A 24,795-nucleotide genomic window follows, 5' to 3' on the forward strand; every position below is an offset into this window, starting at 1 on the left:
CGGCAGACGACGCCGCCACCACGACCGAAACGGAGGTCGCCTGAAACACCCGATCCACAGGTATTGACGATTCCTCCCGGACAAGCCCCGTATAAGCCTCCGATAAGACTCAGACAGGACCCGGATAGGACTCGCATAAGACTTCACGTGGATTCGGAGGAAGCAAAGTCGCGGGTAATGGGTCCCGAATCGCCGCGAGTTCGCAGGTACAAAGCCCGAAGACCATGAGTATTGTTGGTCCATGCTGCGACGGTTGGAGATCCTGGTCGACTCTCACCTCCTTGACGAGGTTATCGAGCGCTACCACCTACTCGATGCTCGAGAAGCCGTCCATCTGGCCCTAAATGCGCTGCTCGCCGACTCGAATGACGAGTCGGCGGAGCCAGCGGACGAGGAGTATGACGAGTTCAGCGACCTGAGCGCGTGGGATCGGGGCCGCCAGAGTAATTCCGGGTGATTCGAGCCGTTATCGCAGCAATGCTCGTAGTGGTTTGGTGACGTCGTGTGCCAGGTTGTACCCTCTTCTAGGCCCGAGGCACGACTGGTCGCTACGGGTTAACGGCCCCCTTAGCTCAGTCGGTAGAGCGTTTCCATGGTAAGGAAAAGGTCAACGGTTCGATTCCGTTAGGGGGCTCGACGGACGCCGGGCGGTCGGGCGACACCGGAGCTAGGCGGGGTTAGGCGGATTTTGTACCGAGGCGATGTAGCTCAGTCGGTTAGAGCGAACGACTCATAATCGTTAGGTCGCCGGTTCGAGTCCGGCCATCGCTACAACACAACACCAAAGAGAACTGAGAGAGAACGGACATGGCTTCCAGTACCGACGTGCGGCCGAAGATCACTTTGGCATGCGAGGTGTGCAAGCACCGTAACTACATCACGAAGAAGAATCGGCGCAACGACCCCGACCGGCTGGAGCTCAAGAAGTACTGCCCGAACTGCGGCAAGCACCAGGGCCACCGCGAAACGCGGTAATCAGGCAGGCAAGTGAGTTCCGACTAGGTCCAACAGAGTAGGTAGGTGTCAGAGTCGTGCCGCTGTCACCAGACATCGTCGGCAAGCACTACCGCTATCCCGACTATTACTTGGTGGAACGGGAGAAGATTCGCGAGCACGCGAACGCCGTGCAGAACGACGAGCCCTATTTCTTCGACGAGGACGCCGCGGCCGAGTTGGGTTACAAAGGTCTGGTAGCCCCTTTGACGTTCACTTGCAGATTCGGATACATGGCGCAGTCCGCCTTCTTCGAGTGGGCGAAGGTCGCGATTGCCGACGAAAAGATCGTTCAGATCGACCAGGTGCTGAAGTTGCACCAGCCGATCGTTGCCGGCGACAAGCTCTACTGTGACGTTTGGGTGGACTCGGTGCGGGAAGCCCATGGCACGCAGATCATCGTGACCAAGAACGTCATCACCAACGACAAAGGTGACACTGTGCAAGAGACCTACACGACCTTGGCGGGTCGTGCCGGCGAAGACGGACAAGAAGGATTTACTGATGCCTCTGCGTGAGTTCAGTTCGGTGCAGGTCGGAGACCAGCTTCCCGAGCGGACCTATCAGCTAACCCGCCAGGACCTTGTCAACTACGCTGGTGTGTCGGGTGACCTCAATCCGATCCACTGGGACGACGAGATCGCCAAGGTCGTCGGGCTGGACACCGTGATCGCGCACGGCATGCTGACCATGGGCATCGGTGGTGGTTACGTCACGTCGTGGGTCGGGGATCCCGGCGCCGTCACGGAGTACAACGTGCGGTTCACGTCGGTGGTACCGGTGCCCAACGACGGAAAGGGTGCCGAGATCGTTTTCAACGGGCGGGTCAAGTCGGTCGACTCCGAGAACAAGTCCGTGACCATCGCTTTGACCGCGACAACCGGTGGCAAGAAGATCTTCGGCCGTGCCATCGCGTCTGCGAAGCTGGCGTAGGGATGGCGCTGAAAGTCGACATACGTGGCATGGTCTGGCGGTATCCGGATCATTTCGAGGTCGGTCGCGAGCAGGTGCGCCAATATGCACGTGCGGTCAAGTCCAACGACCCGGCCAGCTTCAATGAGCAAGCCGCCGCCGAGCTGGGCTATGACGGCCTACTTGCACCGCTCACCTTCGTGTCGATCTTTGCGAAACTCGTCCAGGATGACTTCTTCCGCAACGTCGACGTGGGCTTCGAGACGATGCAAATCGTCCAGGTAGACCAGAAGTTCGTCTATAACCGACCGATGTGTGTCGGCGACAAGCTCTTCGGCGTGATGGAAATCCAATCCGTGAACGAGCGTTTTGGCGCCGACATCGTCGTCACCAAGAACACCTGCACCAACCAGGACGGCGAGGTTGTCCTCGTCGCATACACCACGCTCATGGGACACGAGGGTGACAACTCCATCCAGCTCAAGTGGGACAAAGAAACCGGCCAGGTTGTCAGGACGGCGTAGCTAGCACTGGATTTCCAGTGTTCAGGGTGCATCGAGTACACTCGGACCTCGGGCTTTTCCCAACATCAGCGCGCTTTTCCGTGAGTCCAACCAGCGGGGGGCGCGCGTAGTTATGTAAGCCCCGCCATGAAGGGGCGTAGCTCAACTGGCAGAGCAGCGGTCTCCAAAACCGCAGGTTGCAGGTTCAAGTCCTGTCGCCCCTGCTGACGGACAATAGAAGGACTGTGCCATGGTGGACACTAGAAGCAGGATGTGTCCTAACGGGACGGGACGACTCGCAGATAGCTAGCGAACAAAGGAGCACGCGGTGAGCGACGAGCGCGACGTTGCCGACGACGCCGCAACCGACAGCGACGACGCGCAGGACGATGGGGGTCGCACGGCGGTGGTGACGAAGACTGTGGCGCGCCCGCAGCGACCCACCGGCAAGCGATCTCGGCAGCGTCCTGCGGAGGTCGGCGAGGACGCCGACGAAACCGTCGAGGCTGAGGCGGCCAAGTCGAGCTCCGCCAAGGAGTCGTCGAAAGCCGGGAAAGCCAAGGCAGCTCAGAAAACCAAGAAAGCGAAGAAGGCCGGCAAACCGGGGGCTCGGCCCAACCCCATCGCATTCGTCTACAACTACCTGAAGCAGGTCGTAGCCGAGATGCGCAAGGTCATCTGGCCGAACCGCAAACAGATGCTCACCTACACCTCGGTGGTGCTTGTATTTCTGGCCTTCATGACGGCGCTGGTAGCCGGCGCCGACCTGGGTCTGAGCAAGCTCGTCCTGCTTGTGTTCGGTGGGTCGTGAGAGTGATTAGAGAGGACTGCAGACCGTGACAACCTTTAACGGTGACACGTCCACGGATGAGGCGGTCGACCTGCAAGAAGACTTGCAAGAGACACCTGGCCCCCAAGACGCTGAGGCCCCGGCTGAAGAGCTGGACCCCGCCGCCGCGCTCAAGGCCGAGCTGCGTAGCAAGCCTGGCCAGTGGTATGTCATCCACTCCTACGCGGGGTACGAGAACAAGGTGAAGGCCAACCTGGAAACCCGCGTCCAGAACCTGGACGTCGGCGACTACATCTTCCAGGTCGAGGTGCCGACCGAAGAGGTCACCGAGATCAAGAACGGCCAGCGTAAGCAGGTCAACCGCAAGGTGCTGCCCGGCTACATCTTGGTGCGTATGGATTTGACCGACGACTCGTGGTCCGCCGTGCGGAATACCCCCGGGGTCACCGGCTTCGTTGGTGCGACGTCACGCCCGTCGGCGTTGTCGCTGGACGACGTGGTGAAGTTTCTGCTGCCGCCGGGTTCGGCGAAGAAGGCGACCAAGGGTGCGGCCAGCACCGCCGCCACGGCCGAGGTTGGTGGGCTGGAGCGTCCTGTCGTCGAGGTCGACTACGAGGTCGGCGAATCGGTGACGGTCATGGACGGACCCTTCGCCACGTTGCCGGCCACGATCAGCGAGGTCAACGGCGAACAGCAGAAGCTCAAGGTGTTGGTCTCCATCTTCGGCCGTGAAACACCCGTCGAACTGACCTTTAGCCAGGTCTCCAAGATCTAGCCCGCCGGGCTCGTAGCACCAAAACTTTGTAAACGCAGGAAGGAATATCGACCCCTCATGGCCCCGAAGAAGAAGAAAGTCGCTGGGCTGATCAAGCTGCAGATTGTGGCGGGTCAGGCCAACCCCGCACCGCCCGTCGGCCCCGCGCTGGGTCAGCACGGCGTCAACATCATGGAGTTCTGCAAGGCGTACAACGCCGCGACAGAGAACCAGCGCGGCAACGTCATCCCCGTGGAGATCACCGTCTACGAGGACCGCAGCTTTACTTTCCAGCTGAAGACGCCCCCCGCCGCCAAGCTGCTGCTCAAGGCGGCCGGCGTGGCCAAGGGTTCGGCGGAGCCGCACAAGACCAAGGTCGCCAAGGTCAGCTGGGACCAGGTGCGCGAGATCGCCGAGACCAAGAAGGCCGACCTCAACGCCAACGACATCGACGCTGCCGCCAAGATCATCGCCGGGACCGCCCGGTCGATGGGCATAACTGTCGAATAAGTCAAAGTAGTACCCGAACGCGTGGGAGGGCCAGCTTCGGCCCGTCAACCACGACCCAACACAGATTGGATTCAACATGAGCAAGACGAGCAAGGCATACCGGGCCGCGGCCGCCAAGGTTGACCGCACCAACCTTTACACCCCACTGGAGGCGGCCAAGCTCGCCAAAGAGACCTCCTCAACCAAGCAGGACGCGACCGTCGAGGTGGCGATCCGCCTTGGCGTCGACCCGCGCAAGGCAGACCAGATGGTCCGCGGCACGGTCAACCTGCCGCATGGCACTGGCAAGACCGCGCGCGTTGCAGTGTTCGCCGTCGGTGAGAAGGCCGAGCAGGCCCAGGCGGCCGGTGCTGACATCGTGGGCAGTGACGACCTGATCGAAAAGATCCAGGGTGGGTTCCTGGACTTCGATGCAGCGATCGCGACGCCCGACCAGATGGCCAAGGTTGGCCGCATCGCCCGGATCCTCGGTCCGCGCGGTCTGATGCCCAACCCCAAGACCGGCACCGTCACTCCCGACGTCGCCAAGGCCGTCGCCGACATCAAGGGCGGCAAGATCAACTTCCGCGTGGACAAGCAGGCGAACCTGCACTTTGTCATCGGCAAGGCATCCTTCGACGAGAAGAAGCTGGCGGAGAACTACGGGGCCGCGCTCGAAGAGGTGCTGCGGCACAAGCCGTCCTCGTCCAAGGGCCGCTACCTGAAGAAGGTCACCGTGTCGACGACGACGGGTCCGGGTATTCCGGTCGACCCGTCGATCACCCGCAACTTCACTTCGGAGGCGTAAGAGCTCCTCTGCGCGAGCAGACGCAAACTCGTACGAAAACCCGTCGGGCAGTACGACTTTGCGTCTGCTCGGCGTGTCCGTTCAGTCGTGGTTCGCCTCGTAGCGCAGCAGGACCGTCCCGCCCGGGAAGGTACGGTTCTCCACGAGCCGTAGCGAGATCCAGGACGGCAGCGTCGGGAAGAATGGTGTGCCGCCGCCCACGGCGGTGGGCGCGACCACCATCCGGTACTCGTCGACCAGGCCGGCCCGCACGATTGGTGCGGCCAGCGTCGCGCCCGCCACCTCCAAATTGCCGTCGGTTTCGGCTTTGAGCTTGGTGACGACTTCGACCGGGTCCCCACGCTCCAGGCGTGAGTTCCAGTCGACGGACTCCAGGGTGCGCGAGAATACGACCTTGCGCATGTTGCGCCAGATGTGCGCGAAGTCAACGATCAGCGGGGTGGCATCAGGGGCCTCGTCGGCGGTCGGCCAGTACGCCGACATCAGTTCGTAGAGGCGCCGACCGTAGAACGACAGGGCGGTCTCCCGCTCGAAGTCATTCCAGTACTGGTGCAGTTCTTCGCTTGGCTCGCCCCAGTCGATGTTGCCTTGAGCGTCGGCGATGTACCCGTCGACCGACACGTTGAAGCCATAAATGAGTTTGCCCACGTAGGTCAGACTGCACCGAAAGGGAAAACTCATCGCGATGCCACGCGCGTGTCCAGTCGCGACAGAAAAATTCTGAGCCCAGCTGCCAAGCGCCGTTCAATAAACGCGGCCAGGCATGACAACTCCGCCCACCGTCGACCAATCCGAACTGCAGTTTCCTACACCGCAATTCGAGTGTAGGTGCCGGCCGATCGGCAAAGGGCCGTCAGCGCCCGTCGATCGGCCGGAGTCTCGCCCGGGCGCTCAGCTCAGGTTCTTCAAGATCGAAACGATGTTGAAAATGCCGGGTATCGCGGTGCCGCTGTTGAATAGGCCAGAGATTATTCCGGCATAACCGGCCCCATATTCAGCTACCGGGAAGCCCCGGTTGAAGAAGCCCGAGATTTGGCCATTTATCCCAAACATACTGTTTGCGCCAGTGGCGGTGTTGAAGAATCCGGACATCCCACCGTTGCTCATGGCGCCTGCCGCTGTGTTGAAGAAGCCAGAGCTTCCTACATTGCCGGTGTTCCCGTAGCCCGAGTGGGTGGCGCCACTGTTCGTGGTCGACCCGATGGTCGTGTTGGTGTTGCCGGAGTTGAAGAAACCGGTGTTGAAGTTGCCCGAATTGCCGTCGAACGTGTTGAAGTTGCCCGAGTTGTCTATTCCGGTGTTGAACTGACCAGAGTTTCCCAAGCCGGTGTTCCCGTTGCCCGTGTTCCCGAAGCCCGTGTTCAAGTAGCCGCTATTCCCGATGCCGAAGTTGGCCTGGCCGGTGTTTCCGATGCCGATGTTGCCGTAGCCGGAGTTGCCTATGCCGATGCCCTGGATTTTGCCAAGATCACCGGCGTTCAAGTTGAAGCCGGAGTTGAAGATGCCGACGTTGCCGTCACCGGAGTTGAAGAAGCCGATGTTGCCGGTGCCCGAGTTGCCGAACCCGATGTTGCCGGAACCCGAGTTAAGGCCGGTGAAAACGAACTCGCCGTTCGCCGTGTTGTAGTAGGCGTTGCCGATGCCGATCAGGTTGTTGCCGGTCAGGCCGAAACCGATGTTGTTATCGCCGGTGTTGCCGGCGCCCCGGTTACCGATGCCGTTGTTGCCGAACCCGATGTTGTCGCTGCCGACGTTTCCAAATCCGATACTTCCAGGCCCGTTGGAGGTATTGATGTTGGCGAAGCCTCTATTGCCGTTACCTAGGTTTCCGAAGCCGATGTTGTTGTTGCCGCCGTTGCCGCTGCCGATGTTGCTGTCGCCGTAGTTCCCGCCGCCGAAGTTGCCGCTGCCGGTGTTGCCGTTGCCGATGTTGCCGGCGCCGGTGCCGCTGTTGTTGCCGTTGCCGATGTTGCCGCCGCCCTTGTTGCCGACGCCGAGGTTCGGGTCACCCGGGGCGGCGGGACCGACGCCTGCTGGGGCACCGAACAGTTGGCCGATGCCCGGCAGGTGCTGCAGCGTCTGCTGCCACGGTGCCAGCTGCGCGGCTACTGAGGAGACTGCGGAGTGATAGCCGGTCATCGCCGCCACGTCGGCGGCCCAGAACTCCTCGTAGGCGCCTTCGACGGCGGCGATGAACGGTGCGTTGAAGCCAAACCAATTCGAGCGCACCAGTTGAAGAAATGCATTGCGGTTGGCGGCGATGGCCTGCGGATGAATCATGGCCGCCTTGGCCGCCTCGAAGATGCTGACGACGGTCTCGGCCTGCTTGGCCGTGCCCGCAGCCTGGGCCGAAGCGGCGTTCAAGAACGCCGAGTACGGCGAGGCGGCGGCGGCCATCGCGGCGGCTGAGGGACCCTGCCATGCACCGCTGACCAATTCGGAGGTCACCGAAGAGAATGAATTCGCCACCGCGCTTAGCTCCTCGGCCAAACTTGACCAGGCCGCCGAGGCTTGCAGCATCGGCGCGGAACCAGCACCGAGGTACATGCGCAACGAATTAATCTCCGGCGGCAAGACCCAGTAGTTGACCATGTTGACCTCCGTTGACCTACGGCGTTCCGGACGAAGCAGCGTGTAACAGGGGGAATATACGTTGCACCTAGAAGATGATGGCCGATTTGCGAAAGTTCGTCAGCCGGATAGCGATCGCCCAGACTTCCGCCGCTCAGCGAACGCGGCCAGGCAGGAAACTGCGCAGCCCCGGTCGACCAAACTGAACGAAGCGGCGAGCCGGCGCACTCACATTCCGGTGGCCTGCGAGATCAACTGAATCCGAAATTGAACAAACCCGAATTTATTGCCGGGCGGAATCAGTAACGGGACTGGCCACTCGGTGTTGTGCCGACTTCAGGCGGTGCATTCTGCGATGCGGCGTCGCAGGAAGTCGCGGGCTGGTTCAGAGCCGTTATATTCCAACGCTCGTCGGTACCAGGTGAGCGCTTCGGTGCGGCGTCCCGCGCGGCGCAGCAGATCGGCGCGCACCGACGCTATCAAACTCGAGCGGACCAACCGCGGATCGTCGGCCACCTGTTCCAATGCGGCCAGGCCGGCGTTGGGGCCGTCGCGAAAGCCCACGGCGAGTGCTCGATTGGTCATCACCACCGGGGAGTCAGTCAGTCGCAACAACCGATCGTAGGCCGCGCAGATCGTCGTCCAGTCCGTCTCCTCAAAAGAGGGAGCGGTCGCGTGTACCGCGGCGATCACCGCCTGTGGCAGGTACGGGCCGGTCGATCCCTCGGCCAGCCGCAACTGGTCCAGACCGCGGGCGATGCGCGCGCGGTCCCACCGTGCTCGCGGCTGCTCATCTAGCGGGACCAGGGCTCCGTTCTCGTCCACGCGGGTCAGCCGCCGCGAATCATGAAGCAGTACAAGGGCTGCCAAGGCATGCGCGTCCAACTCGTGCGGCATCAGCGTGCAGAGTTCACCGGCTAACCGCACGCCTTCATCGCACAGTTCGTCGCGGATCGCCGAGGGCCCAGCCGTTGACCAATACCCCTCGGTGAACACCGAATAGATGCAGCTCAGCACGTGCGGAGTGCGCTCCGGCAACAGTTCCGCGGGTGGCACCCGCAGCGGGATATTGGCGTGTCGAATCTTGTTCTTGGCGCGAGTGATTCGCTGACCAACCGCGGCCTCGGTCTGTAGCAGCGCGCGAGCGATCTCGGCGACGGTCAACCCGGATACCAGGCGCAGTGTGAGTGCCAGCTGGGACTGCCGGTCCAGCGCCGGGTGGGCGCACGTGAACATCATCCGCAATTCGTCGTCACGGACAGGCTGCGGGTCGCTGTGTTCGGTGCGGGCCCGGATGTCGTCTATCACAGCCGCCAATTCCTTTCCGGGACGGGCGGATTCGCGACGTAGCCGATCCCGTGCGCGATTGCGCGCGACCGTGACCAGCCAAGCGCCCGGATTGTCCGGTGGGCCGTCGGCAGGCCAGGTCCGAAGCGCTTCTGCGCAAGCCTCCTGGACGGCGTCCTCCGCGACGGTGAGATCGCCGGACCACCGCGCAAGCGCGGCGACGACGGGCCCCCATTCCCTGCGGAAGACGCCGTCCAGGTCGGTCATGCGTGCCGCTACAGCCCCGACACTCCGGCGAGTTGGCGCAATTCGACAGTGGTGGCGGGGATCATCGAGGCCAGCTTGATTGCCTCGTCTTGATCGTGGGCGTCCAAGAGATAGAACCCGTTGGCTACTTCGGCGCCTTCCGCATAGGGCCCGTCGGTGATCAGCACCTCGCCGTTTCGGACGCGTACCGTCGTCGCCGACGTCGGGCCATGGAGCGCGGCGCCGCCAGCAATGGCAGTGCCCGCGGTGGCGGCGAAGTCTCCATGCCGCGTTGCAACGGCCTGCCACTCCGGCGTGCCCGGCTCGAATGCGGTTGCCGGCGGTTCCAGCAGCAGAGCCAGCCACCGACCGGTGCCCGACCAATCGGGTTCGGCGGCATGGTAAATCGGCCAGACCTCGACAGCCCCAAAATCGGCGACCGGGACATCGCGCGCCAATGCCAGCGCCTCGTCCAGGTTCTCGGCCTCGAAAACGTAGTAGCCGCAGGCTACCTCGGCGGATTCGGCATAGGGCCCGTCGGTGGTGATGGGCGCATCGGGTCCGCCGGTGACCCGCACCGCCGACGCCGCAGGCGCCAGCGCATCACCGGCGCGGATCGAGGAGGCCGCATTGGCGTGGAACTTTTGGAAGGCGGCCATCGCGGCCTGGCCATCCTCGGGTGTGCGGTCGCTCTCCCCGCTGATCAACAACGCGAAATACTGCATGTCGTCACCTCCGAGTAGTGAGCGAAACCCCGTGTTTCACTCTCTACCTAACCGACGAACGGCGCAGCCCCAATCCGACACCCGTGGGCCGTGCGCAGGTCGGCTTGGGCGCGTCAGGCAGCCGCTGCCGGTTTGAGGTAGGTGACCAGGCTGACGTCGAGCATCTCGTCATCGAAGTAGTGCTCGCAGCCACGCAGGTACTTCATGTACCGGTCGTAGACCTCGACAGAGGTGATCCTGATGGCCTCGTCCCGGTTGGCTTCCAGATTGTCGCCCCAAATTCGCAGCGTCTTGATGTAGTGCGGGCGCAGCGACACCGGCTCGGGCACGACGAAGCCGGCCTTTTCGCCGTGTTCGACCATCATGTCGGTGGTCGGCAGCCGACCACCCGGGAAGATCTCGGTGATGATGAATTTGATGAACCGCATGGTTTCGAACGTCAGCTTCTTGCCTCGGGCGTTCAGGTTGTACGGGTGGTAGCTGACGCTGCTCTGAACGGTCATCCGGCCGTCGTCGGGCATGATGTCGAAACAACGCTTGAAGAAGTCGTCGTAGTTCTCGTGGCCGAAGTGCTCGAATGCCTCGATGGACACGATCCGGTCGACCGGCTCGTTGAAGTCTTCCCACCCGTGCAAAAGCACCCGACGGGAGCGGTTGGTGTCGAGTGATTCCAGCACCTGCTGAGAACGGGCGTGCTGGTTGTTGGACAAGGTCAAACCGACGACATTGACGTCGTACTTCTCCACGGCACGCTTCATCGTGGTGCCCCAGCCGCACCCGATGTCGAGCAGAGTCATACCGGGCTTGAGGTCCAACTGATCCAGATTCAGATCGACCTTGGCAATCTGAGCTTCCTCGAGCGAGATGTCCGGCGGCTCGAAGTACGCGCAGCTGTAGGTGCGTGTCGCGTCCTGGAACAGGCCGAAGAATTCGTCCGAGACGTCGTAGTGAGCCTGGATATCTCGGAAGCTGGTCCGGGTCTTCGTCGGACTAGGCGGGTTCTCGGCCATGTTTGTCTTTCTCATTTCTCATGGGGTGGGGTCACCGGGGATCAGCACGCGCGTGAGGCCCCGGCCGGAGTGCCTACCGGATGAGTTCTTGAGGCCGTTTGCAAAACGCGTGGGTGTGCGCCCGAAGCCTGTCGTTGGCACGAAGTCTACTTCGCCAAGGTGAAGTGGTTGCAGTCGATATAGCCAATCCGGAACGCCTTCGCAGCTCCAGTCAGGAATCTCATGTATCGGTCGTAGACCTCTTCCGACTGGATATCGATGGCCTCCTCGCGGTGCGCCTGCAGCGCTTCCGCCCAAAGGTCCAGGGTCTTGGCGAAGTCGAGCTGTAGCGACTGGATCTGAGTCACGGTGAAGCCGGCCTTCGTCGCGTGCTCTTCGACCTTCTCGATCATTGGCAGGCGACCACCGGGGAAGATGTCGGTGATGATGAACTTCATGAACTTCGCCCATTCGATGGTGAAAGGCAGGCCGCGTTCCATGATCTGCCTCGGGTGCAACCCGGTGATCACATGCAGCAGCATGACCCCGTCGCCGGGCAGGGCTTCGTAGGCGAATTTGAAAAAGTCGTCGTAGCGGTGGAAGCCGAAGTGTTCTAGAGCCTCGATGGTGACGATTCGGTCCACCGGCTCGCTGAAGTCGGCCCAGTCGCTGAGCAGCACGCGGTGTGAACGGTGGGTGTCGACTCCGTCGAGCAACCGCTGGCAGTAGGCGTGCTGGTTTTCCGACAGGGTCAACCCGACGACGTTGACGTCGAACTTTTCCAGCGCCCGCTTCAGGACCGGTCCCCAGCCGCAACCGATGTCCAGCAGCGTCATACCCGGCTGCAGCCCTAGCTTGCCCAACGCCAGGTCGATCTTGGCGAGCTGGGCTTCGTGCAGGCTCATGCCCTCGTGTTCGAAATACGCGCAGCTGTAGGTGTGCGTCGGGTCTACGAACAGGCCAAAGAACTCGTCGGACAGGTCGTAATGTGCCCTGACATCGTCGGTGTTGGAGCGCAAGCTGCCTGCGCGTGTGGAGACTTCGGACATCTGTCCTCCCGACAAGGAAGACCCCGCCCCCCGGCGAGGTGGCCATTCCCCGGGACCCTACACGTCCTCGACCGCATCGCGTGCATTTGAGCTTGGGTAGCCGGGAGTTTCTCGACCAGTTCCTACTGCTTGGCGAGCGTGAACTGGTTGACGTCGATGTAGCCGACCCGGAAGGCGTTGGCGCAACCGGTCAGGTACTTCATGTACCGCTCGTAGACCTCTTCTGACTGAATCCGAATGGCGTCGTCCTTGCGCGACTCCAGTGCTGCGGCCCAGATATCCAGGGTCTTCGCGTAGTGCGCCTGCAACGACTGGCGCCGGGTCAGGGTGAAGCCCGCCTTCGCCGAGTGCTCCTCGACCTTCTCGATCGACGGCAACCGGCCGCCGGGGAAGATCTCGGTGACGATGAACTTGATGAAGCGGGCCATCTCGAAGGTCAGCGGCATGCCGCGCTCGACGATCTGGGGGCCGGTCAAACCCGTGATGGTGTGCAGCAGCATCACGCCGTCGGCGGGCAGGATCCTGTGGGCCAACGCGAAAAAGTCGTCGTACCGGTCGTGGCCGAAGTGCTCGAATGCGCCGATCGACACGATCCGGTCGACGGGCTCGTCGAACTGTTCCCAGCCGTTGAGCAGCACCCGCCTGGTCCGGGAGGTGTCCATCTCGTCGAACTGCGTCTGTACGTGGGCCGCTTGGTTCTTGCTCAGCGTCAGCCCGACGACGTTGACGTCGTACTTCTCGATGGCCCGGCGCATGGTGGCGCCCCAGCCGCATCCGACGTCGAGCAGCGTCATCCCGGGCTGCAGCCCCAACTTGCCCAGCGCCAGGTCGATCTTGGCGATCTGAGCCTCTTCCAGGGTCATGTCATCGCGCTCGAAGTACGCGCAGCTGTAGGTCTGGGTCGGATCCAGAAACAGCCGGAAGAAATCGTCGGACAGGTCGTAATGGGCCTGCACATCGTCGAAGTGCGGCGTCAGCTTTTCGGCCATGTGGTCGTGTTGCCTTCCTGAGACCGCAAGGCCCCACGCTTTGCATGCGAACTGCATTCCCCCCGCGCATGCTGGTGGCATGGTATCCGACGTGACGGCGATCACTAAATTGCGCACCTGGCGAAGAAGCCGTCTTGCTACGTGAAACGCCTGTTCAGGCGGCCTAAGCGCTACTTCGTCAGGGTGTACTGAGCGACGCTGGACAAGCCTTTACGGAAGAGTCCGGCGCACCCGGTGAGATAGCGCATGAAGCGGTCGTACACCTCTTGCGACTGGATGGCGATGGCCTTCTCTCGGTTGGCTTCCAAATTGGCCGCCCACATATCCAGCGTCCGCGCGTAGTGCGATGGCAGGTACTGGATCTCGCCGACCGAGAACCCGCTGTTCTTGGCGTTGTCGATGATGTCTTCTTCGCCGCACATCCCGCCACCGGGGAAGATCTCCGTCGCCAGGAACTTGAAGAAGCGCAAGTCGCTCATGGTCACGGTGATGCCGTGCTCGCGCCAATACGTCTGCTTGCGGGTGAAGATGCTGTGCAAAAGCATGCTGCCGTCATCGGGCAGCATCTCGTAGGCGCGATCGAAGAACAGCGGCCAGCGGTCCTTTTTGAAGGCGTCGAAAGCCTCGAAGCTGACGATGCGATCGACTTTTTCGTTGAACTCTTCCCAGCCCTGCAGTCGCGCCTCCGCGCGCCGGGTCGTCGGGATCGCGGCCAGCCTGGCTTTGCTGCGCTCGTAGTGATTACGGCTCAAGGTGATGCCGATGACGTTGACGTCGTACTTCTCCAGAGCCCGCACCACCGCGCCGCCCCAGCCGCAGCCGACGTCCAGCAACGTCATTCCCGGCTCGAGGTTCAGCTTGTCCAGCGCCAGATCGAGCTTCGCGATTTGCGCTTCTTCCAGCGTCATGTCGTCTTCTTTGAAGTACGCACACGTATAGACCATGTTGGGGTCTAGGAACAACGCGAAGAAGTCGTCTGAAATGTCGTAGGTTGCCTGCGATTCCTCGTAAAAGGGTCTGAGTTCCGTCATCTTGTCGCAACCTCCGCGGCTAACCGTAGCAATGTCGAATATGTTGGGATACACGAGCTCCCAGAACTGAGCCGTGTCATGCGGTCTCGGCAAAGTTGACAGTCAACTCGCTGATCACCCGATCCCAGAGTGGTCTGGGCAAGTCATGACCCATGCCGTCGACCAAGACCAGCCGGGCGCTTTCGATCGCGCGTGCGATCGCGCGGCCACCCGAGGGTCGCATCAGCTTGTCCGCGCGACCATGGATCACGACGGTCGGTGCCGTGATGCGCCGGTTGTAGCGCAACAGGCTGCCGCTGGCCATGATCGCCCCGAACTGTTGGGCGATGCCCCACGGGTGGAAACTGCGCTCGTAGGCCTCGATGGCGTGCGCCCGCAGCTCCTCTTCGTCGGTCCGATAGGCCGGACTGCCGATGATTTTGCTGACCCGCACGGCATTGTCGATGATGACGTCCCGAGGCGAACTCGGCGACGGCCCCTTGATGAGTGACAACAGGGCACGCGGCGCCGGCGGAGGCAGGAACGGGCGGTTGTTGCTCGAGAAGATGATGCCCAGGCTCTTCGTCCGCTCGGCGAACTGCGCGGCGAAAACCTGCGCGATCATGCCACCCATCGAGGCGCCGACCACGTGGGCGCGATCGATGCCCAGATGCTCGAGCAGCGCAGCGGCGTCGTCGGCCATGTCTTCCAGCCGGTAGGCGGCCTGGCTGGGCAGGCCGAGCCAGGACCGGCCCAGTCGCAGGGCCAGCGGTTGTCCGCCACGGTAAGGGTCGGTCTTGGTGGACAGCCCGACGTCGCGGTTGTCGTACCTGATGACGCGCAGGCCCTGGCTGACGAGCTTCTGGCAAAACTCGGTCCGCCATAACAGCAGCTGGGCTCCCAGGCCCATGATCAGCAATACGGGCGGGTGATCCGGGTCGCCCATGTCCTCGTAATAGAGCTTGACATCACCCGATACCGCAGTGCCGCTGCGAACTTCCACTGGTTCCTAGACCTCGACATCCGCTTGGTGTTCGCGGCTGACCTCGACCATGAAGTTGGCGAAGTATCCGGTCAGCTGCGGGTCCGACATCATCTGCCACTTCGGTGCCAGCAGCTTCATGTACCGCTCGACATAAAGGAACTGCTTGCCGATCAGCACCAACTCGCGGGGCAGCTTGACATCGTAGGCGTCGGCCAGCGCGGACAGCTGACGGCCGATGTCGGCGTACGACATGTCACCCAGCGACTGCATGGTGAGCGGCGTAGCGAACTTCTCCAAGTCCTTGGCCGCCTGCGCTTCGGGCTTGACGGTTCCCACCGCGCCCATCAGCACCACGATCTTGCCCGCCGCCGCGTGATCTTTCTTGACCAGCAGCGCATACACCAGCTCGCGCAACAGCCAACGCGTCCGGGGGTCGATGCGGCCCATGATGCCGAAGTCGAAGAACACGATGCGGCCTTGGTCGTCCACGTACAGATTGCCCGCGTGCAGGTCGCCGTGGAACAACCCGTGCCGCAGGCCGCCTTCGAACACGCTGAACAGCAGCGCCTTCACCAACTCGGTGCCGTCGAAACCGGCCTTGCGGATGGCGGCGACGTCGTCGATACGGACGCCCTGCACCCGTTCCATCGTCAGCACCCGCTCGGTGGTGAAATTCCAGTGCACCTGCGGCACCCGGATGTTTTTGCCCAGCGGCGATGCGTGCAGGTGAGAGATCCACGCGTCCATCGACTGCGCTTCGAGGCGGAAGTCCAGCTCCTCGGCCAGATTGTCGGCGAAGTCGGCCACGACGTCCTGAGCGGACAGCCGCCGGCCGAGCTTGGCCAGTTCCACGGCCTGGGCGAAGCGCCGCAAGATCTGCAGATCGGCGGCGACCCGGCGGCGGATTCCCGGCCGCTGGATTTTGACCACCACCTCCTCGCCGGTTTTCAGGGTCGCGTAATGCACCTGGGCGATCGAGGCCGAAGCGAACGGCTCTTCGTCGAAGCTGGCGAATAGGTTCTTCGGTTCTTCCCCGAGTTCCTCAATGAAGAGCTTGTGTATTTCGTCGGTGTCAGCGGGTGGCACGCGGTCGAGCAGGCCGCGGAATTCGCGCGACAGCGATTCGCCGAAAGCCCCCGGGCTAGACGCGATGATCTGCCCGAACTTCACGTAGGTGGGTCCCAGGTCAGCAAATGTCTGTGGGATTTGTTTGATCACCTTCTGCTGCCACGGGCCCTTGCTCGGCAACTTCGCGACGACGCGAGCGGCGGTGCGGGTGACCTGCCAACCGGTGGCAGCTACCCGGGCCGCCTCGACCGGCAATGGCACCCGGTCGAGCTTGGCCACCTCGCGGTGCTTAGTAGAGCTCATTGAAGCAGTGTGCCAAATCCGGGCAGTCAATTCCCAATTTGCGTGAGCCCGCTCACCTGCAACTAATAGTCGGCGGAACGGTCAAAATCCGCAAAAACTAGTCCGCGAGCGCGAAGTTTTCGGTGAGGATCTCCACGATCGGGCGCCACACCGGCCGGGGGAGATCGTGGCCCATGCCGTCGACCACGACGAACCGGGCGTCCGGGATCGTCGCGGCAACCGCGCGTCCGTTGCGAGGCCGAACCATCGGATCGTGTGAACCGTGCAACACCACCGTCGGAGCGGTGATCGCCTTGCTGAAGCGGAGCAGGCTGCCGGTGCCGAGCATGGCGTCGAACTGCCGCAATATGCCGGGCGGGTAGGTGCAGCGCTCAGCCAGCCGACGCACTCGCTGGCGCAATTCCTCCTCGGACGGCAAGAAGTTCGGCCCGTTGAACACCGCGATGTTGCGCACCTCGTAGGCCAGTTTGTCCTCGAGCGACGCGTCGGCCGGCGGCGTATCGAACCTCAGCTTGAGCACTCGCCACGACGGTGGCGCGGACAGCGGCTTGCCCGTGGACGACATGATGACGCCCAGCGAGGCGACGCGGTCGGGTTCGCTGCCGGCCAGAATTTGCGCGATCATGCCGCCCAGCGAAGCGCCGACGACGTGGGCGCGGGCGATGCCCAGGTGGTCCAGCAGCGCGACCACGTCCCGAGTCATGTCGATCAGGGTGTAGGGCACCGGACTCGGCTTGCCCAACATGTAGCGCCCGATTCGGCGGTACAGCGAGCCTTGGGCGCGTTGTCCGTGCACCTTGGCCGACAAGCCGGTGTCGCGGTGGTCGAAGCGAACCACGCGGTAGCCGGCGCCGACGAGGCGCGCGCAAAAGCCGTCGGGCCACATTGGCAACTGGGCGCCCAAACCCATGATGAGCAGCACCGGTGGGGCGTCCGGGTCGCCGAGGTCCTCGTAATAGATGTCTATCGCGTCGTGCGACGCCGTGCCGCTACGGATGAGCACGCTTCACATTGTTCCTGGAGTTACTGGGCCTGCGCCGGGGGCGTCCACGGCGTGATCCACGGCCTAGGCTCCCAGTTCTCCAGTCCCGCGATCAACTCGTACATGGTGGCGCCGTCGATGGACTCGCGGATGATGTCGGCGTGCCCGGCGTGCCGGGCCAGCTCGTTGATCACGTGCAGGATGACCCAGCGCACCGACCAGGCGTCGATGTCCTTCGGAAACCACGGAGCGTCCTTGGGGACCGGCACCGGCGCGTCGAGATCCGCGGTCGTCACCAGCCTCAGGGACTCCGCGTTCTGGCTTTCGAAAGCCCGCAGCAGCGAATCCAGCGATTCGTCCGGACGCATCACGTGCTCGTCGGACAAAGCCCGGGCCCGCTCCTCGAACGGACGTTTGTCTGTCGGTGGCGAGCCGGGCGCTGCCGCAACACGGGCCATCCAACTGCGTTGCATTCCCGTCGCGTGCTTGATCAGCCCGCCGATGGACAGCGCGCTGACCGACGGGGTCGATCGGGCCTGTTCATCGGTGAGGCCGTAGGCCACCGCGAAGTAGGCGCTCTGGTGGTAGGCCAAGAACTCGCGTAGGGCGCTGCGTTCGTCGGTCACCGGCGGGGCGAGTGCGGGCATAGTCAGTCAGTCCTCCTCATGCAGGTAAAGGTCTCGCAGGCAAGCGATTTCGGCTCCGTGATGGATGGCCTCCCGATTGATGTGCAGGACCAGCTCGACGAAGGCGCGGTCGGCGTACGGACCTTCGGCCGGACCGCACGGGCGGTCCAGATCGGCGTTCGACAGCGATCGCACTCCGCTGATCCACGTCGCATAGACATCGTCGAGTTGCCGCAGCGCGGTGTCGGCGTCGGTCGCATAGTCCCAGTTGGAATAGTCGGCCGGGGGTGCGCCGAAATGGCTCTGATTGCGCATGGCGAAGACGCCGACGATGACGTGCGCCAGGCGCCACGCGATCGTGGTGAAGGGCGTCGGATCTGGTGGGGGAAAGGCGAAGTCCACCGTCCCGTCGCGATGCAGCGTCCAGCAGTTGGGTACGGGTTGCCAGAAGTATTCGTCATCGGTGAGGCCGTCCAGTCGAGGGCGTAGCTGGCCCTGCCAGTGCCAGTCGAGCTGGTCGGCCAGGTATGCACTCAAGTTGGTCATACATTCGAGGGTTCCATTTTCCAGGCCGCCTCGCTGCTGCCGATTCGCTGTCCGGCCCCCGCGTGGCCCTATATCGGACGGGCCGGTTCGCCGTAGGGTGCGAGGGTGCAGCTGATTTCGGCGCAATCCACCGACCTTTTCGTAGGTCCGCCGGATTCCCCGCTGCAGTTGGCGCGCGTCGCCGTCGCCGGGGTCACCGAGCCCACGCGCGTGCGCATCGAGGGCGACGGGCTGGCCGGTGAAGTGGTCGTCGAGGCCGGCCAGGAGCTCGTCGAGGTCGCAATCACGGTGCGGCAGCCGGTGATCGGCCAGGCGAGGGCGGCGCGTGCGCATGCCGGCGGTGCGGCCCTGCCGTTCGAATTCGTGATAGCCGAGCCCGGCTGGACGATGTTCATGATCAGCCACTTCCACTACGACCCGGTCTGGTGGAACACCCAGGGCGCTTACACCAGCCTGTGGACCGAAGACCCGCCCGGACGATGCCGGCAGACCAACAGCTTCGAGTTGGTGCACGCGCACCTGGAACTGGCCCGTCGTGAGCCCGAGTACAAGTTCGTGCTGGCCGAGGTCGACTACCTCAAGCCCTACTGGGACACCCACCCCGAGGACCGCGCCGACCTGCGCCGCTTCTTCGCAGAGGGCCGAGTCGAGGTGATGGGCGGCACCTACAACGAGCCCAACACCAACCTGACGAGTCCCGAAACAACGATCCGAAATCTTGTGCACGGCATAGGTTTTCAACGCCATGTGCTGGGGGCTGACCCGTCCACCGCGTGGCAGCTCGACGTGTTCGGCCACGACCCGCAGTTCCCGGGGATGGCGGCCGAGGCCGGGCTGACGTCGAGTTCCTGGGCGCGCGGACCGCACCACCAATGGGGTCCGGGACAGGGCGGCGGGTTCGAGCGGATGCAGTTTTCCAGCGAGTTCGAATGGATCTCGCCATCGGGTGCCGGCCTGCTCACCCACTACATGCCGGCCCACTATTCGGCCGGCTGGTGGATGGACGAGTCGACCTCGCTGGCCGAGGCCGAGGAGGCCGCCTATGGGTTGTTCGACCAACTCAAGAGGGTCGCGCTGACCCGCAACGTGCTGCTGCCGGTCGGCACCGACTACACGCCGCCCAACAAGTGGGTCACCGAGATCCATCGGGACTGGGCCAAGCGGTACACCTGGCCGCGCTTCGTCTGCGCGCTGCCCAGAGAATTCTTCGCCGCGGTGCGCGCCGAGTTGGCCGAACGCGGTCCCGAACAGGGGGGGTTGGCTTCGCCGCAAACCCGCGACATGAACCCGATCTATACGGGTAAGGACGTGTCGTACATCGACACCAAACAAGCCAACCGGGCCGCCGAGCATGCCGTGCTTGACGCCGAGCGGTTCGCCGTCTTCGCCGGGCTGCTCGCCGGCGCCGAGTACCCGCAGGCCGCGCTGGCCAAGGCCTGGGTGCAACTGGCGTACGGCGCACACCACGACGCGATCACCGGTTCGGAATCCGACCAGGTGTACCTCGACCTGCTGACCGGCTGGCGCGATGCGTGGGAACTGGGCGGGACGGTTCGGGACAACGCGTTGCGGCTGGTGTCCGGTGCGGTGGTGGGCGGCGACGATTCGGTCGTCGTATGGAATCCACTGACGCATGAGCGCACCGACATCGTCACCGTCCGGCGTGATCGGCCGTTGGGTACGGGCGTGCGGGTCGTCGATTCGGACGGCGCTGAGGTGCCTGCACTCATCGAGCACGACGGACGATCGGTCACCTGGCTGGTCCGCGACGTGCCGTCATTCGGCTGGCGGGCCTTCCGGCTGGAGCCTGGGGGCACCGCGTCAGGGTGGGAGCCGCGGCGCGGCCGCGAGATCGCCAACGAGCACTACCGGCTGACCGTGGACCCGGCGCGGGGCGGGGCGGTGGATTCGTTGATCCAGAACGGGGTCCAGCTGATCGCCGACGGCAGGTTGGGCAACGAACTCGCCGTCTACGAGGAGTACCCGTCGCACCCGACGCAGGGTGAGGGCCCGTGGCATCTGCTGCCGAAGGGCCCGGTGGTGTGTTCGTCGGAATCACCGGCCCGGGTGCAGGCTTACGAAGGGCCGCTCGGTCAGCGGCTCGTGGTGAGCGGGAGCATCGGCGCCCTGCTGAGCTATACCCAGACCCTGACTCTGTGGCGCGGCGTGGCTCGAGTGGACTGCCGCACCACCATCCACGACTTCACCGGGGAAGACCGCCTGCTGCGGTTGCGCTGGCCCTGTCCGGTGCCGGGTGCGATGCCGGTCAGCGAGGTGGGCGACGCCGTCGTCGGCCGGGGCTTCGCCCTGTTGCATGACGGGCCCGAATCGGTCGACACCGCTCAGCACCTCTGGACGCTGGACAACCCGGCCTACAGCTGGTTCGGGCTGTCCTCGACGCTGCGCGTCCGCGTCAACGACAGTGCCGTGCGGGCCGTATCGGTTGCCGAGGTGGTGACGCCGTCGGAGGCGGTGTCGGGATCGATGGCTCGCGATCTGATGGTCGCGCTGGTCCGCGCCGGCGTCACCGCCACCTGTAGCGGCGCCGACAAGCCGCGTTACGGCCACCTGGACGTCGACTCCAATCTGCCCGACACCCGCATCGCGCTGGGCGGGCCGGACCGCAATGGGTTCACCAAGGCCGTGCTGGCCGAAGCCGACCCGGCCTACACCGCCGAACTCGAGCGCCAGTTGGCCGAGACCGGCCGGGCGCGAGTGTGGGTTCCAGCCGCGACACCGCTGGCGACGGTGTGGTTGCCCGACGCCGACCTGCGCGCGCCGAGTGCGTTGCCGGTGCTGGTCATCGATGGCAGCGACGAACGGAAACTCGCGTCGGCCATCGCATCCCTGGCGGACGATCTCGCCGATGCCGAGATCGTGGTCAGCCAACAGGGTGCCCCGTCCAGCATCGAGCCTTTCGAGGCGCGCACGGTCGCGCTGTTCAACCGCGGCGTGCCCAGCTTCGCCGTCGACACCGAAGGGACCCTGCACACGGCGCTGATGCGGTCCTGTACCGGCTGGCCCTCTGGTGTCTGGATCGACGAGCCGCGTCGTACCGCGCCGGACGGCTCGAACTTCCAACTACAGCACTGGACCCACGATTTCGACTACGCGCTGGTCTGCGCCGACGGCGACTGGCGACAGGCCCGGATCCCGACTCGCAGCGCGCAGTTCTCTCAGCCGCTGATCGCGGTGATTCCGGACGCCGGTGGGGGCGTGTTGCCGTCGATGGGTTCGCTGTTGCATGTCGAGCCGGCCGGCTCCGTGCAGTTGGGCGCGCTCAAGGCGGCCGGCAACCCGCTGACCGCCGGCAGCGTCGAGCCGGTCGCACCAGGCGCGGTGGCGCTGCGCCTGGTCGAAACGACCGGGGCGACGGTTCGCGTCGCCGTCAGCTCGGAGCTCGGCAAGATTCGCTCGCTGCAACTAGCCGACTTGCTGGAGCGCCCACGACAACGCAAGCGGGCAATTGATCTGCACGGCTTCCAGATCGCCACGGTGCTGGCTCGCCTCGATTTTCCTCAGGCGGTGTCCGGTCCGGTGCCAGCGCTGGCTCCCGAGACGGAGGACGCCCAGCCGCTCTACGCGCGGTACTGGCTGCACAACCGCGGCCCGGCGCCAATGGGCGGCCTGCCCGCCGTCGCCCACCTGCGCCCGCAGCTGGTGAGCGCGTCCCCGGGCGACGACGTCGTCCTTCGCCTCACCGCGGCCAGCGACTGCACCGACTCCGTACTACGCGGCACCGTCGTACTTCGCTATCCCGACGGATGGTCCGGGTCACCTGGCGAGCTGCCGTTCCGGCTGGCCGGCGGCGCCCATCTGGAAACCGATGTGGCGCTTGGTATTCCGGCCGACGCCGCGCCGGGGCTGTATCCGGTGCGGGCGCAGCTGTGCGTCACGGACGCGGAAGTCCCGGCGGCGTGGCGGCAAGTGGTCGAGGATGTGTGCGTGGTGGCGGTCGGAACGGATTCGGTGGAACTGATCCATGTTGTCCAGGAACCGGCCGACGTCGAGGTGGCGGCCGGCGGGTCCGGCAAGTTAGCGGTGACGATCGGCAGCCGCGCCCGCGCAGAGCTCGCGCTGGAGGCGCACGTGATCAGCCCGTGGGGCACCTGGGAGTGGATCGGTCCGGGTGTGGTTGGAGCTTCGCTGCCCGCGCGCGGCACGACGGAGTTGGTCTTCGACGTGCAGCCGCCAGCCTGGCAGGGCCCGGGCCAGTGGTGGGCGCTGGTCCGGGTGGGTTGCGCGGGCCGGCTGTTGTATACGCCAGCGGTGAAGGTGACGGTGACATGAACGGACATTCGGCCGCGACGGTGGACGGCAAGCCGGTTCTGGTTGCCGAGGTCGATGACCGGGAAGCCCGGCTACGCAGCGGTCCCCGCGCAGCGGCGCTGCCGGCCAGCGGCACCAGCGAAGGACGGCAATTGCGACGCTGGCTAACCCAATTGATCGTGACCGAACGGGTGGTGGCCGCCGAGGCGGCCGCGCGGGGACTGACCGGGTGTGCAGCGCCGAGCGAGGTCGAACTGCTACCCGACGTGACGGCCCGGCTGGAAATCGGCAGCATCGCCGCGGCGGCGCTGGCCGATCCGCGTGCGCGGGCGCTGTTCGCGGTCGTCACCGCCGACGTGCACGTGTCCGAGGCCGAGGTCGGCGAATACCACGCCCGCAACCCGCTGCGGTTCGCCGAATCGCGACCGGACGGGCGCGGCTGGCGCGCTGCCGCGGACGGCGGCCCTTCGCTGCAGCGGGCACGGCCCGCGATCACCGCGCATCTGCTGGCCGCGGCGCGGCGTCGCGCCTTTCGGGTGTGGTTGGACCAGCGGCGAGCCGCGCTCGTCGAGCTGGCCCCCGGCTACGAGCATCCCGGCGATCCCCGTCAACCCGACAACACCCACCGACACTGATGCTCACCCTCTGCCTGGACATCGGCGGCACCAAGATCGCCTGCGGTTTGGCCGACTCAGCCGGGACGTTGGTCCACAACGCCACCTGTCCCACTCCGTCCGGTGTTGGCGCCGAACAGGTTTTTGCGGTGGTGGCCGCGCTGATCGGCGACGCACTGCGTGCGGCGGGCGGCTCCGTCGCGGCAGTGGGGATCGCGTCGGCCGGACCGGTCGATGTGCGCGCCGGTACCGTCAGCCCGATCAACATCCCGGCCTGGCGCAGGTTTCCGCTGCGGGACCAGGTCGCCGGCGTTGTTCCCGGGGTTCCGGTGCGCCTCGGTGGAGACGGTGTGTGCATGGCGCTCGGCGAGCATTGGGTCGGCGCCGGCCGCGGCGCGCACTTCATGCTGGGCATGGTGGTGTCCACGGGGGTGGGTGGCGGCCTCGTGCTCGACGGCAAGCCGTACGACGGGCGCACTGGCAATGCAGGTCACGTCGGTCACGTGGTGGTCGACAGCGACGGCGACCGGTGCGCGTGCGGTGGCCGCGGCTGCGTCGAGACCATCGCGTCCGGGCCCTCGATGGTGCGATGGGCGCGCGCCAACGGGTGGTCGGCGCCGGCGGGCGCCGGTGCCAAAGAACTGGCCGACGCGGCGTCGGCCGGGGATCCATTGGCGCTCAAGGCGTTTCAACGTGGCACTACCGCACTCGCGGCGATGATCGCTTCGGTGGGGGCGGTCTGCGACGTGGATCTCGTTGTCATCGGCGGGGGAGTGGCCAAGTCCGGCAGCGTGCTCTTCGGTCCATTGCGCGCGGCGTTGGCCGACTACACGGGCCTCGACTTCCTCGCCGACCTGCGTGTAGTCCCCGCCGCACTGGGCGGCGACGCCGGCTTGGTCGGCGCGGCTCGACTCGCTGCGCTCGAGACCATCTGATCGCGCTGCTCGCGCGCTGCGGCACGAGGAGGTAGCTGCCGCGAGGGCGCTCATTTGTACGCGACACGCCGCCCGGATGTGTGCATTTGGGCGCGCTCGCGCCGCGGGCTCGGCGCCGTTTTGGCTGATCGGAGGGCGCCACGCTATTGTGGTTGCCGATCCACCGAAGACCGTCGGTCACCGAGCAATCGGTTGAAGGTCCGGGAAGCATCCCGGCGGCCCACGCAGGAGGACGAGGCAACCGCTGGCGCACGCCAGCACATATCCACGCCCCGGCCAATTCCTGCGCCGGGGCGTTTCGCGTTTTCGGCAGATCACCGACGCCAAGTCGCAAGACTTTTTATTTCAGGAG

General features: G+C 64.5%; 25 protein-coding genes and 3 tRNA genes. 15 read left to right on the top strand and 13 right to left on the bottom strand.

Annotated elements, in window-relative coordinates:
* The first annotated feature begins 241 nt into the window (after positions 1 to 241).
* The 12 genes from BST27_RS13755 (at position 242) to rplA (ending at position 5,249) form a co-directional block, all read left to right on the top strand.
* Complete coding sequence (locus BST27_RS13755) at positions 242 to 457, top strand: type II toxin-antitoxin system VapB family antitoxin (protein ID WP_069420857.1); 216 nt, start codon at positions 242 to 244, stop codon at positions 455 to 457.
* Between the two features lie 104 nt (positions 458 to 561).
* Positions 562 to 634 (top strand) — tRNA-Thr (locus BST27_RS13760).
* 63 nt (positions 635 to 697) lie between these two features.
* Positions 698 to 771: transfer RNA gene (locus BST27_RS13765), tRNA-Met, on the top strand.
* Between the two features lie 36 nt (positions 772 to 807).
* Positions 808 to 975: a 50S ribosomal protein L33 gene (rpmG, locus tag BST27_RS13770; protein ID WP_069420856.1), complete on the top strand. Its 168-nt coding sequence runs from the start codon at positions 808 to 810 to the stop codon at positions 973 to 975.
* A gap of 56 nt (positions 976 to 1,031) precedes the next feature.
* On the top strand, positions 1,032 to 1,511 hold the full coding sequence (gene hadA / locus BST27_RS13775; RefSeq protein WP_069420855.1) for a (3R)-hydroxyacyl-ACP dehydratase subunit HadA: 480 nt from the start codon (positions 1,032 to 1,034) through the stop codon (positions 1,509 to 1,511).
* Entirely contained in the window at positions 1,498 to 1,926 is a 429-nt protein-coding gene (gene hadB, locus BST27_RS13780) for a (3R)-hydroxyacyl-ACP dehydratase subunit HadB (RefSeq protein ID WP_069420854.1), read from the top strand. Before hadA ends, hadB begins: the two co-directional genes overlap by 14 nt.
* A gap of 2 nt (positions 1,927 to 1,928) precedes the next feature.
* Positions 1,929 to 2,429, top strand: a complete 501-nt coding sequence (gene hadC / locus BST27_RS13785) for a (3R)-hydroxyacyl-ACP dehydratase subunit HadC (RefSeq protein ID WP_069420853.1) — start codon at positions 1,929 to 1,931, stop codon at positions 2,427 to 2,429.
* Between the two features lie 130 nt (positions 2,430 to 2,559).
* Positions 2,560 to 2,632 (top strand) — tRNA-Trp (locus BST27_RS13790).
* A 104-nt stretch (positions 2,633 to 2,736) separates the two neighbouring features.
* A complete protein-coding gene (gene secE, locus BST27_RS13795) occupies positions 2,737 to 3,219 on the top strand; it encodes a preprotein translocase subunit SecE (protein WP_069420852.1) in 483 nt (160 codons plus the stop codon).
* Between the two features lie 25 nt (positions 3,220 to 3,244).
* The gene (nusG, locus tag BST27_RS13800; RefSeq protein ID WP_069420851.1) at positions 3,245 to 3,973 is read left to right on the top strand and encodes a transcription termination/antitermination protein NusG; all 729 of its coding nucleotides are present in this window, start codon (positions 3,245 to 3,247) and stop codon (positions 3,971 to 3,973) included.
* 57 nt (positions 3,974 to 4,030) lie between these two features.
* Positions 4,031 to 4,462, top strand: a complete 432-nt coding sequence (gene rplK / locus BST27_RS13805) for a 50S ribosomal protein L11 (RefSeq protein WP_069420850.1) — start codon at positions 4,031 to 4,033, stop codon at positions 4,460 to 4,462.
* A gap of 76 nt (positions 4,463 to 4,538) precedes the next feature.
* A complete protein-coding gene (rplA, locus tag BST27_RS13810) occupies positions 4,539 to 5,249 on the top strand; it encodes a 50S ribosomal protein L1 (protein WP_069420849.1) in 711 nt (236 codons plus the stop codon).
* 81 nt (positions 5,250 to 5,330) lie between these two features.
* Here the strand turns inward: rplA and BST27_RS13815 are convergent, their stop codons facing one another.
* From BST27_RS13815 to BST27_RS13875, 13 genes are all read right to left on the bottom strand, one after another.
* On the bottom strand, positions 5,331 to 5,897 hold the full coding sequence (locus BST27_RS13815) for a dihydrofolate reductase family protein (RefSeq protein ID WP_069420860.1): 567 nt from the start codon (positions 5,895 to 5,897) through the stop codon (positions 5,331 to 5,333).
* Between the two features lie 243 nt (positions 5,898 to 6,140).
* Positions 6,141 to 7,841 carry a PPE family protein gene (locus BST27_RS13820; RefSeq protein WP_069420848.1) on the bottom strand — a complete coding sequence of 567 codons (1,701 nt, stop codon included), beginning with the start codon at positions 7,839 to 7,841 and terminating at the stop codon, positions 6,141 to 6,143.
* A gap of 315 nt (positions 7,842 to 8,156) precedes the next feature.
* Complete coding sequence (locus tag BST27_RS13825; RefSeq protein WP_069420847.1) at positions 8,157 to 9,374, bottom strand: RNA polymerase sigma factor; 1,218 nt, start codon at positions 9,372 to 9,374, stop codon at positions 8,157 to 8,159.
* Between the two features lie 8 nt (positions 9,375 to 9,382).
* Positions 9,383 to 10,078, bottom strand: a complete 696-nt coding sequence (locus BST27_RS13830; protein ID WP_069420846.1) for a YciI family protein — start codon at positions 10,076 to 10,078, stop codon at positions 9,383 to 9,385.
* A 113-nt stretch (positions 10,079 to 10,191) separates the two neighbouring features.
* On the bottom strand, positions 10,192 to 11,103 hold the full coding sequence (gene mmaA4 / locus BST27_RS13835) for a hydroxymycolate synthase MmaA4 (RefSeq protein WP_139805154.1): 912 nt from the start codon (positions 11,101 to 11,103) through the stop codon (positions 10,192 to 10,194).
* Positions 11,104 to 11,234: 131 nt separating this feature from the next.
* Positions 11,235 to 12,116, bottom strand: coding sequence for a cyclopropane mycolic acid synthase family methyltransferase (locus tag BST27_RS13840; protein WP_069420844.1), 882 nt, complete (start codon positions 12,114 to 12,116; stop codon positions 11,235 to 11,237).
* Between the two features lie 122 nt (positions 12,117 to 12,238).
* Positions 12,239 to 13,105 carry a cyclopropane mycolic acid synthase MmaA2 gene (mmaA2, locus tag BST27_RS13845; protein ID WP_069420843.1) on the bottom strand — a complete coding sequence of 289 codons (867 nt, stop codon included), beginning with the start codon at positions 13,103 to 13,105 and terminating at the stop codon, positions 12,239 to 12,241.
* Positions 13,106 to 13,275: 170 nt separating this feature from the next.
* Entirely contained in the window at positions 13,276 to 14,136 is an 861-nt protein-coding gene (locus BST27_RS13850; RefSeq protein WP_069420842.1) for a cyclopropane mycolic acid synthase family methyltransferase, read from the bottom strand.
* Between the two features lie 76 nt (positions 14,137 to 14,212).
* Positions 14,213 to 15,118: an alpha/beta fold hydrolase gene (locus BST27_RS13855; protein WP_069420841.1), complete on the bottom strand. Its 906-nt coding sequence runs from the start codon at positions 15,116 to 15,118 to the stop codon at positions 14,213 to 14,215.
* 6 nt (positions 15,119 to 15,124) lie between these two features.
* Positions 15,125 to 16,471 carry an ABC1 kinase family protein gene (locus tag BST27_RS13860; protein WP_069420840.1) on the bottom strand — a complete coding sequence of 449 codons (1,347 nt, stop codon included), beginning with the start codon at positions 16,469 to 16,471 and terminating at the stop codon, positions 15,125 to 15,127.
* Positions 16,472 to 16,568: 97 nt separating this feature from the next.
* Positions 16,569 to 17,474: an alpha/beta fold hydrolase gene (locus tag BST27_RS13865; protein WP_069420839.1), complete on the bottom strand. Its 906-nt coding sequence runs from the start codon at positions 17,472 to 17,474 to the stop codon at positions 16,569 to 16,571.
* A gap of 20 nt (positions 17,475 to 17,494) precedes the next feature.
* On the bottom strand, positions 17,495 to 18,079 hold the full coding sequence (locus BST27_RS13870; protein ID WP_069420859.1) for a DinB family protein: 585 nt from the start codon (positions 18,077 to 18,079) through the stop codon (positions 17,495 to 17,497).
* A 27-nt stretch (positions 18,080 to 18,106) separates the two neighbouring features.
* The gene (locus tag BST27_RS13875) at positions 18,107 to 18,625 is read right to left on the bottom strand and encodes a DinB family protein (protein WP_069420838.1); all 519 of its coding nucleotides are present in this window, start codon (positions 18,623 to 18,625) and stop codon (positions 18,107 to 18,109) included.
* Between the two features lie 105 nt (positions 18,626 to 18,730).
* On the opposite strand from BST27_RS13875, the gene BST27_RS13880 reads away from it, so the two are divergent.
* Genes BST27_RS13880 through BST27_RS13890 form a run of 3 tightly spaced genes read left to right on the top strand, consistent with a single transcriptional unit; the run spans position 18,731 to position 24,443 of the window.
* Positions 18,731 to 22,915 (top strand): glycoside hydrolase family 38 N-terminal domain-containing protein, encoded by a 4,185-nt coding sequence (locus tag BST27_RS13880; RefSeq protein WP_069420837.1) that lies wholly within the window; start codon positions 18,731 to 18,733, stop codon positions 22,913 to 22,915.
* Positions 22,912 to 23,529 (top strand): DUF7158 domain-containing protein, encoded by a 618-nt coding sequence (locus tag BST27_RS13885; protein ID WP_069420836.1) that lies wholly within the window; start codon positions 22,912 to 22,914, stop codon positions 23,527 to 23,529. Before BST27_RS13880 ends, BST27_RS13885 begins: the two co-directional genes overlap by 4 nt.
* The gene (locus BST27_RS13890; protein WP_069420835.1) at positions 23,529 to 24,443 is read left to right on the top strand and encodes an ROK family protein; all 915 of its coding nucleotides are present in this window, start codon (positions 23,529 to 23,531) and stop codon (positions 24,441 to 24,443) included. The genes BST27_RS13885 and BST27_RS13890 overlap by 1 nt, the downstream gene beginning before the upstream one ends.
* The last annotated feature ends 352 nt before the right edge of the window (positions 24,444 to 24,795 follow it).

Source organism: Mycobacterium intermedium (assembly GCF_002086275.1).
Taxonomy (GTDB): Bacteria; Actinomycetota; Actinomycetes; order Mycobacteriales; family Mycobacteriaceae; genus Mycobacterium; species Mycobacterium intermedium.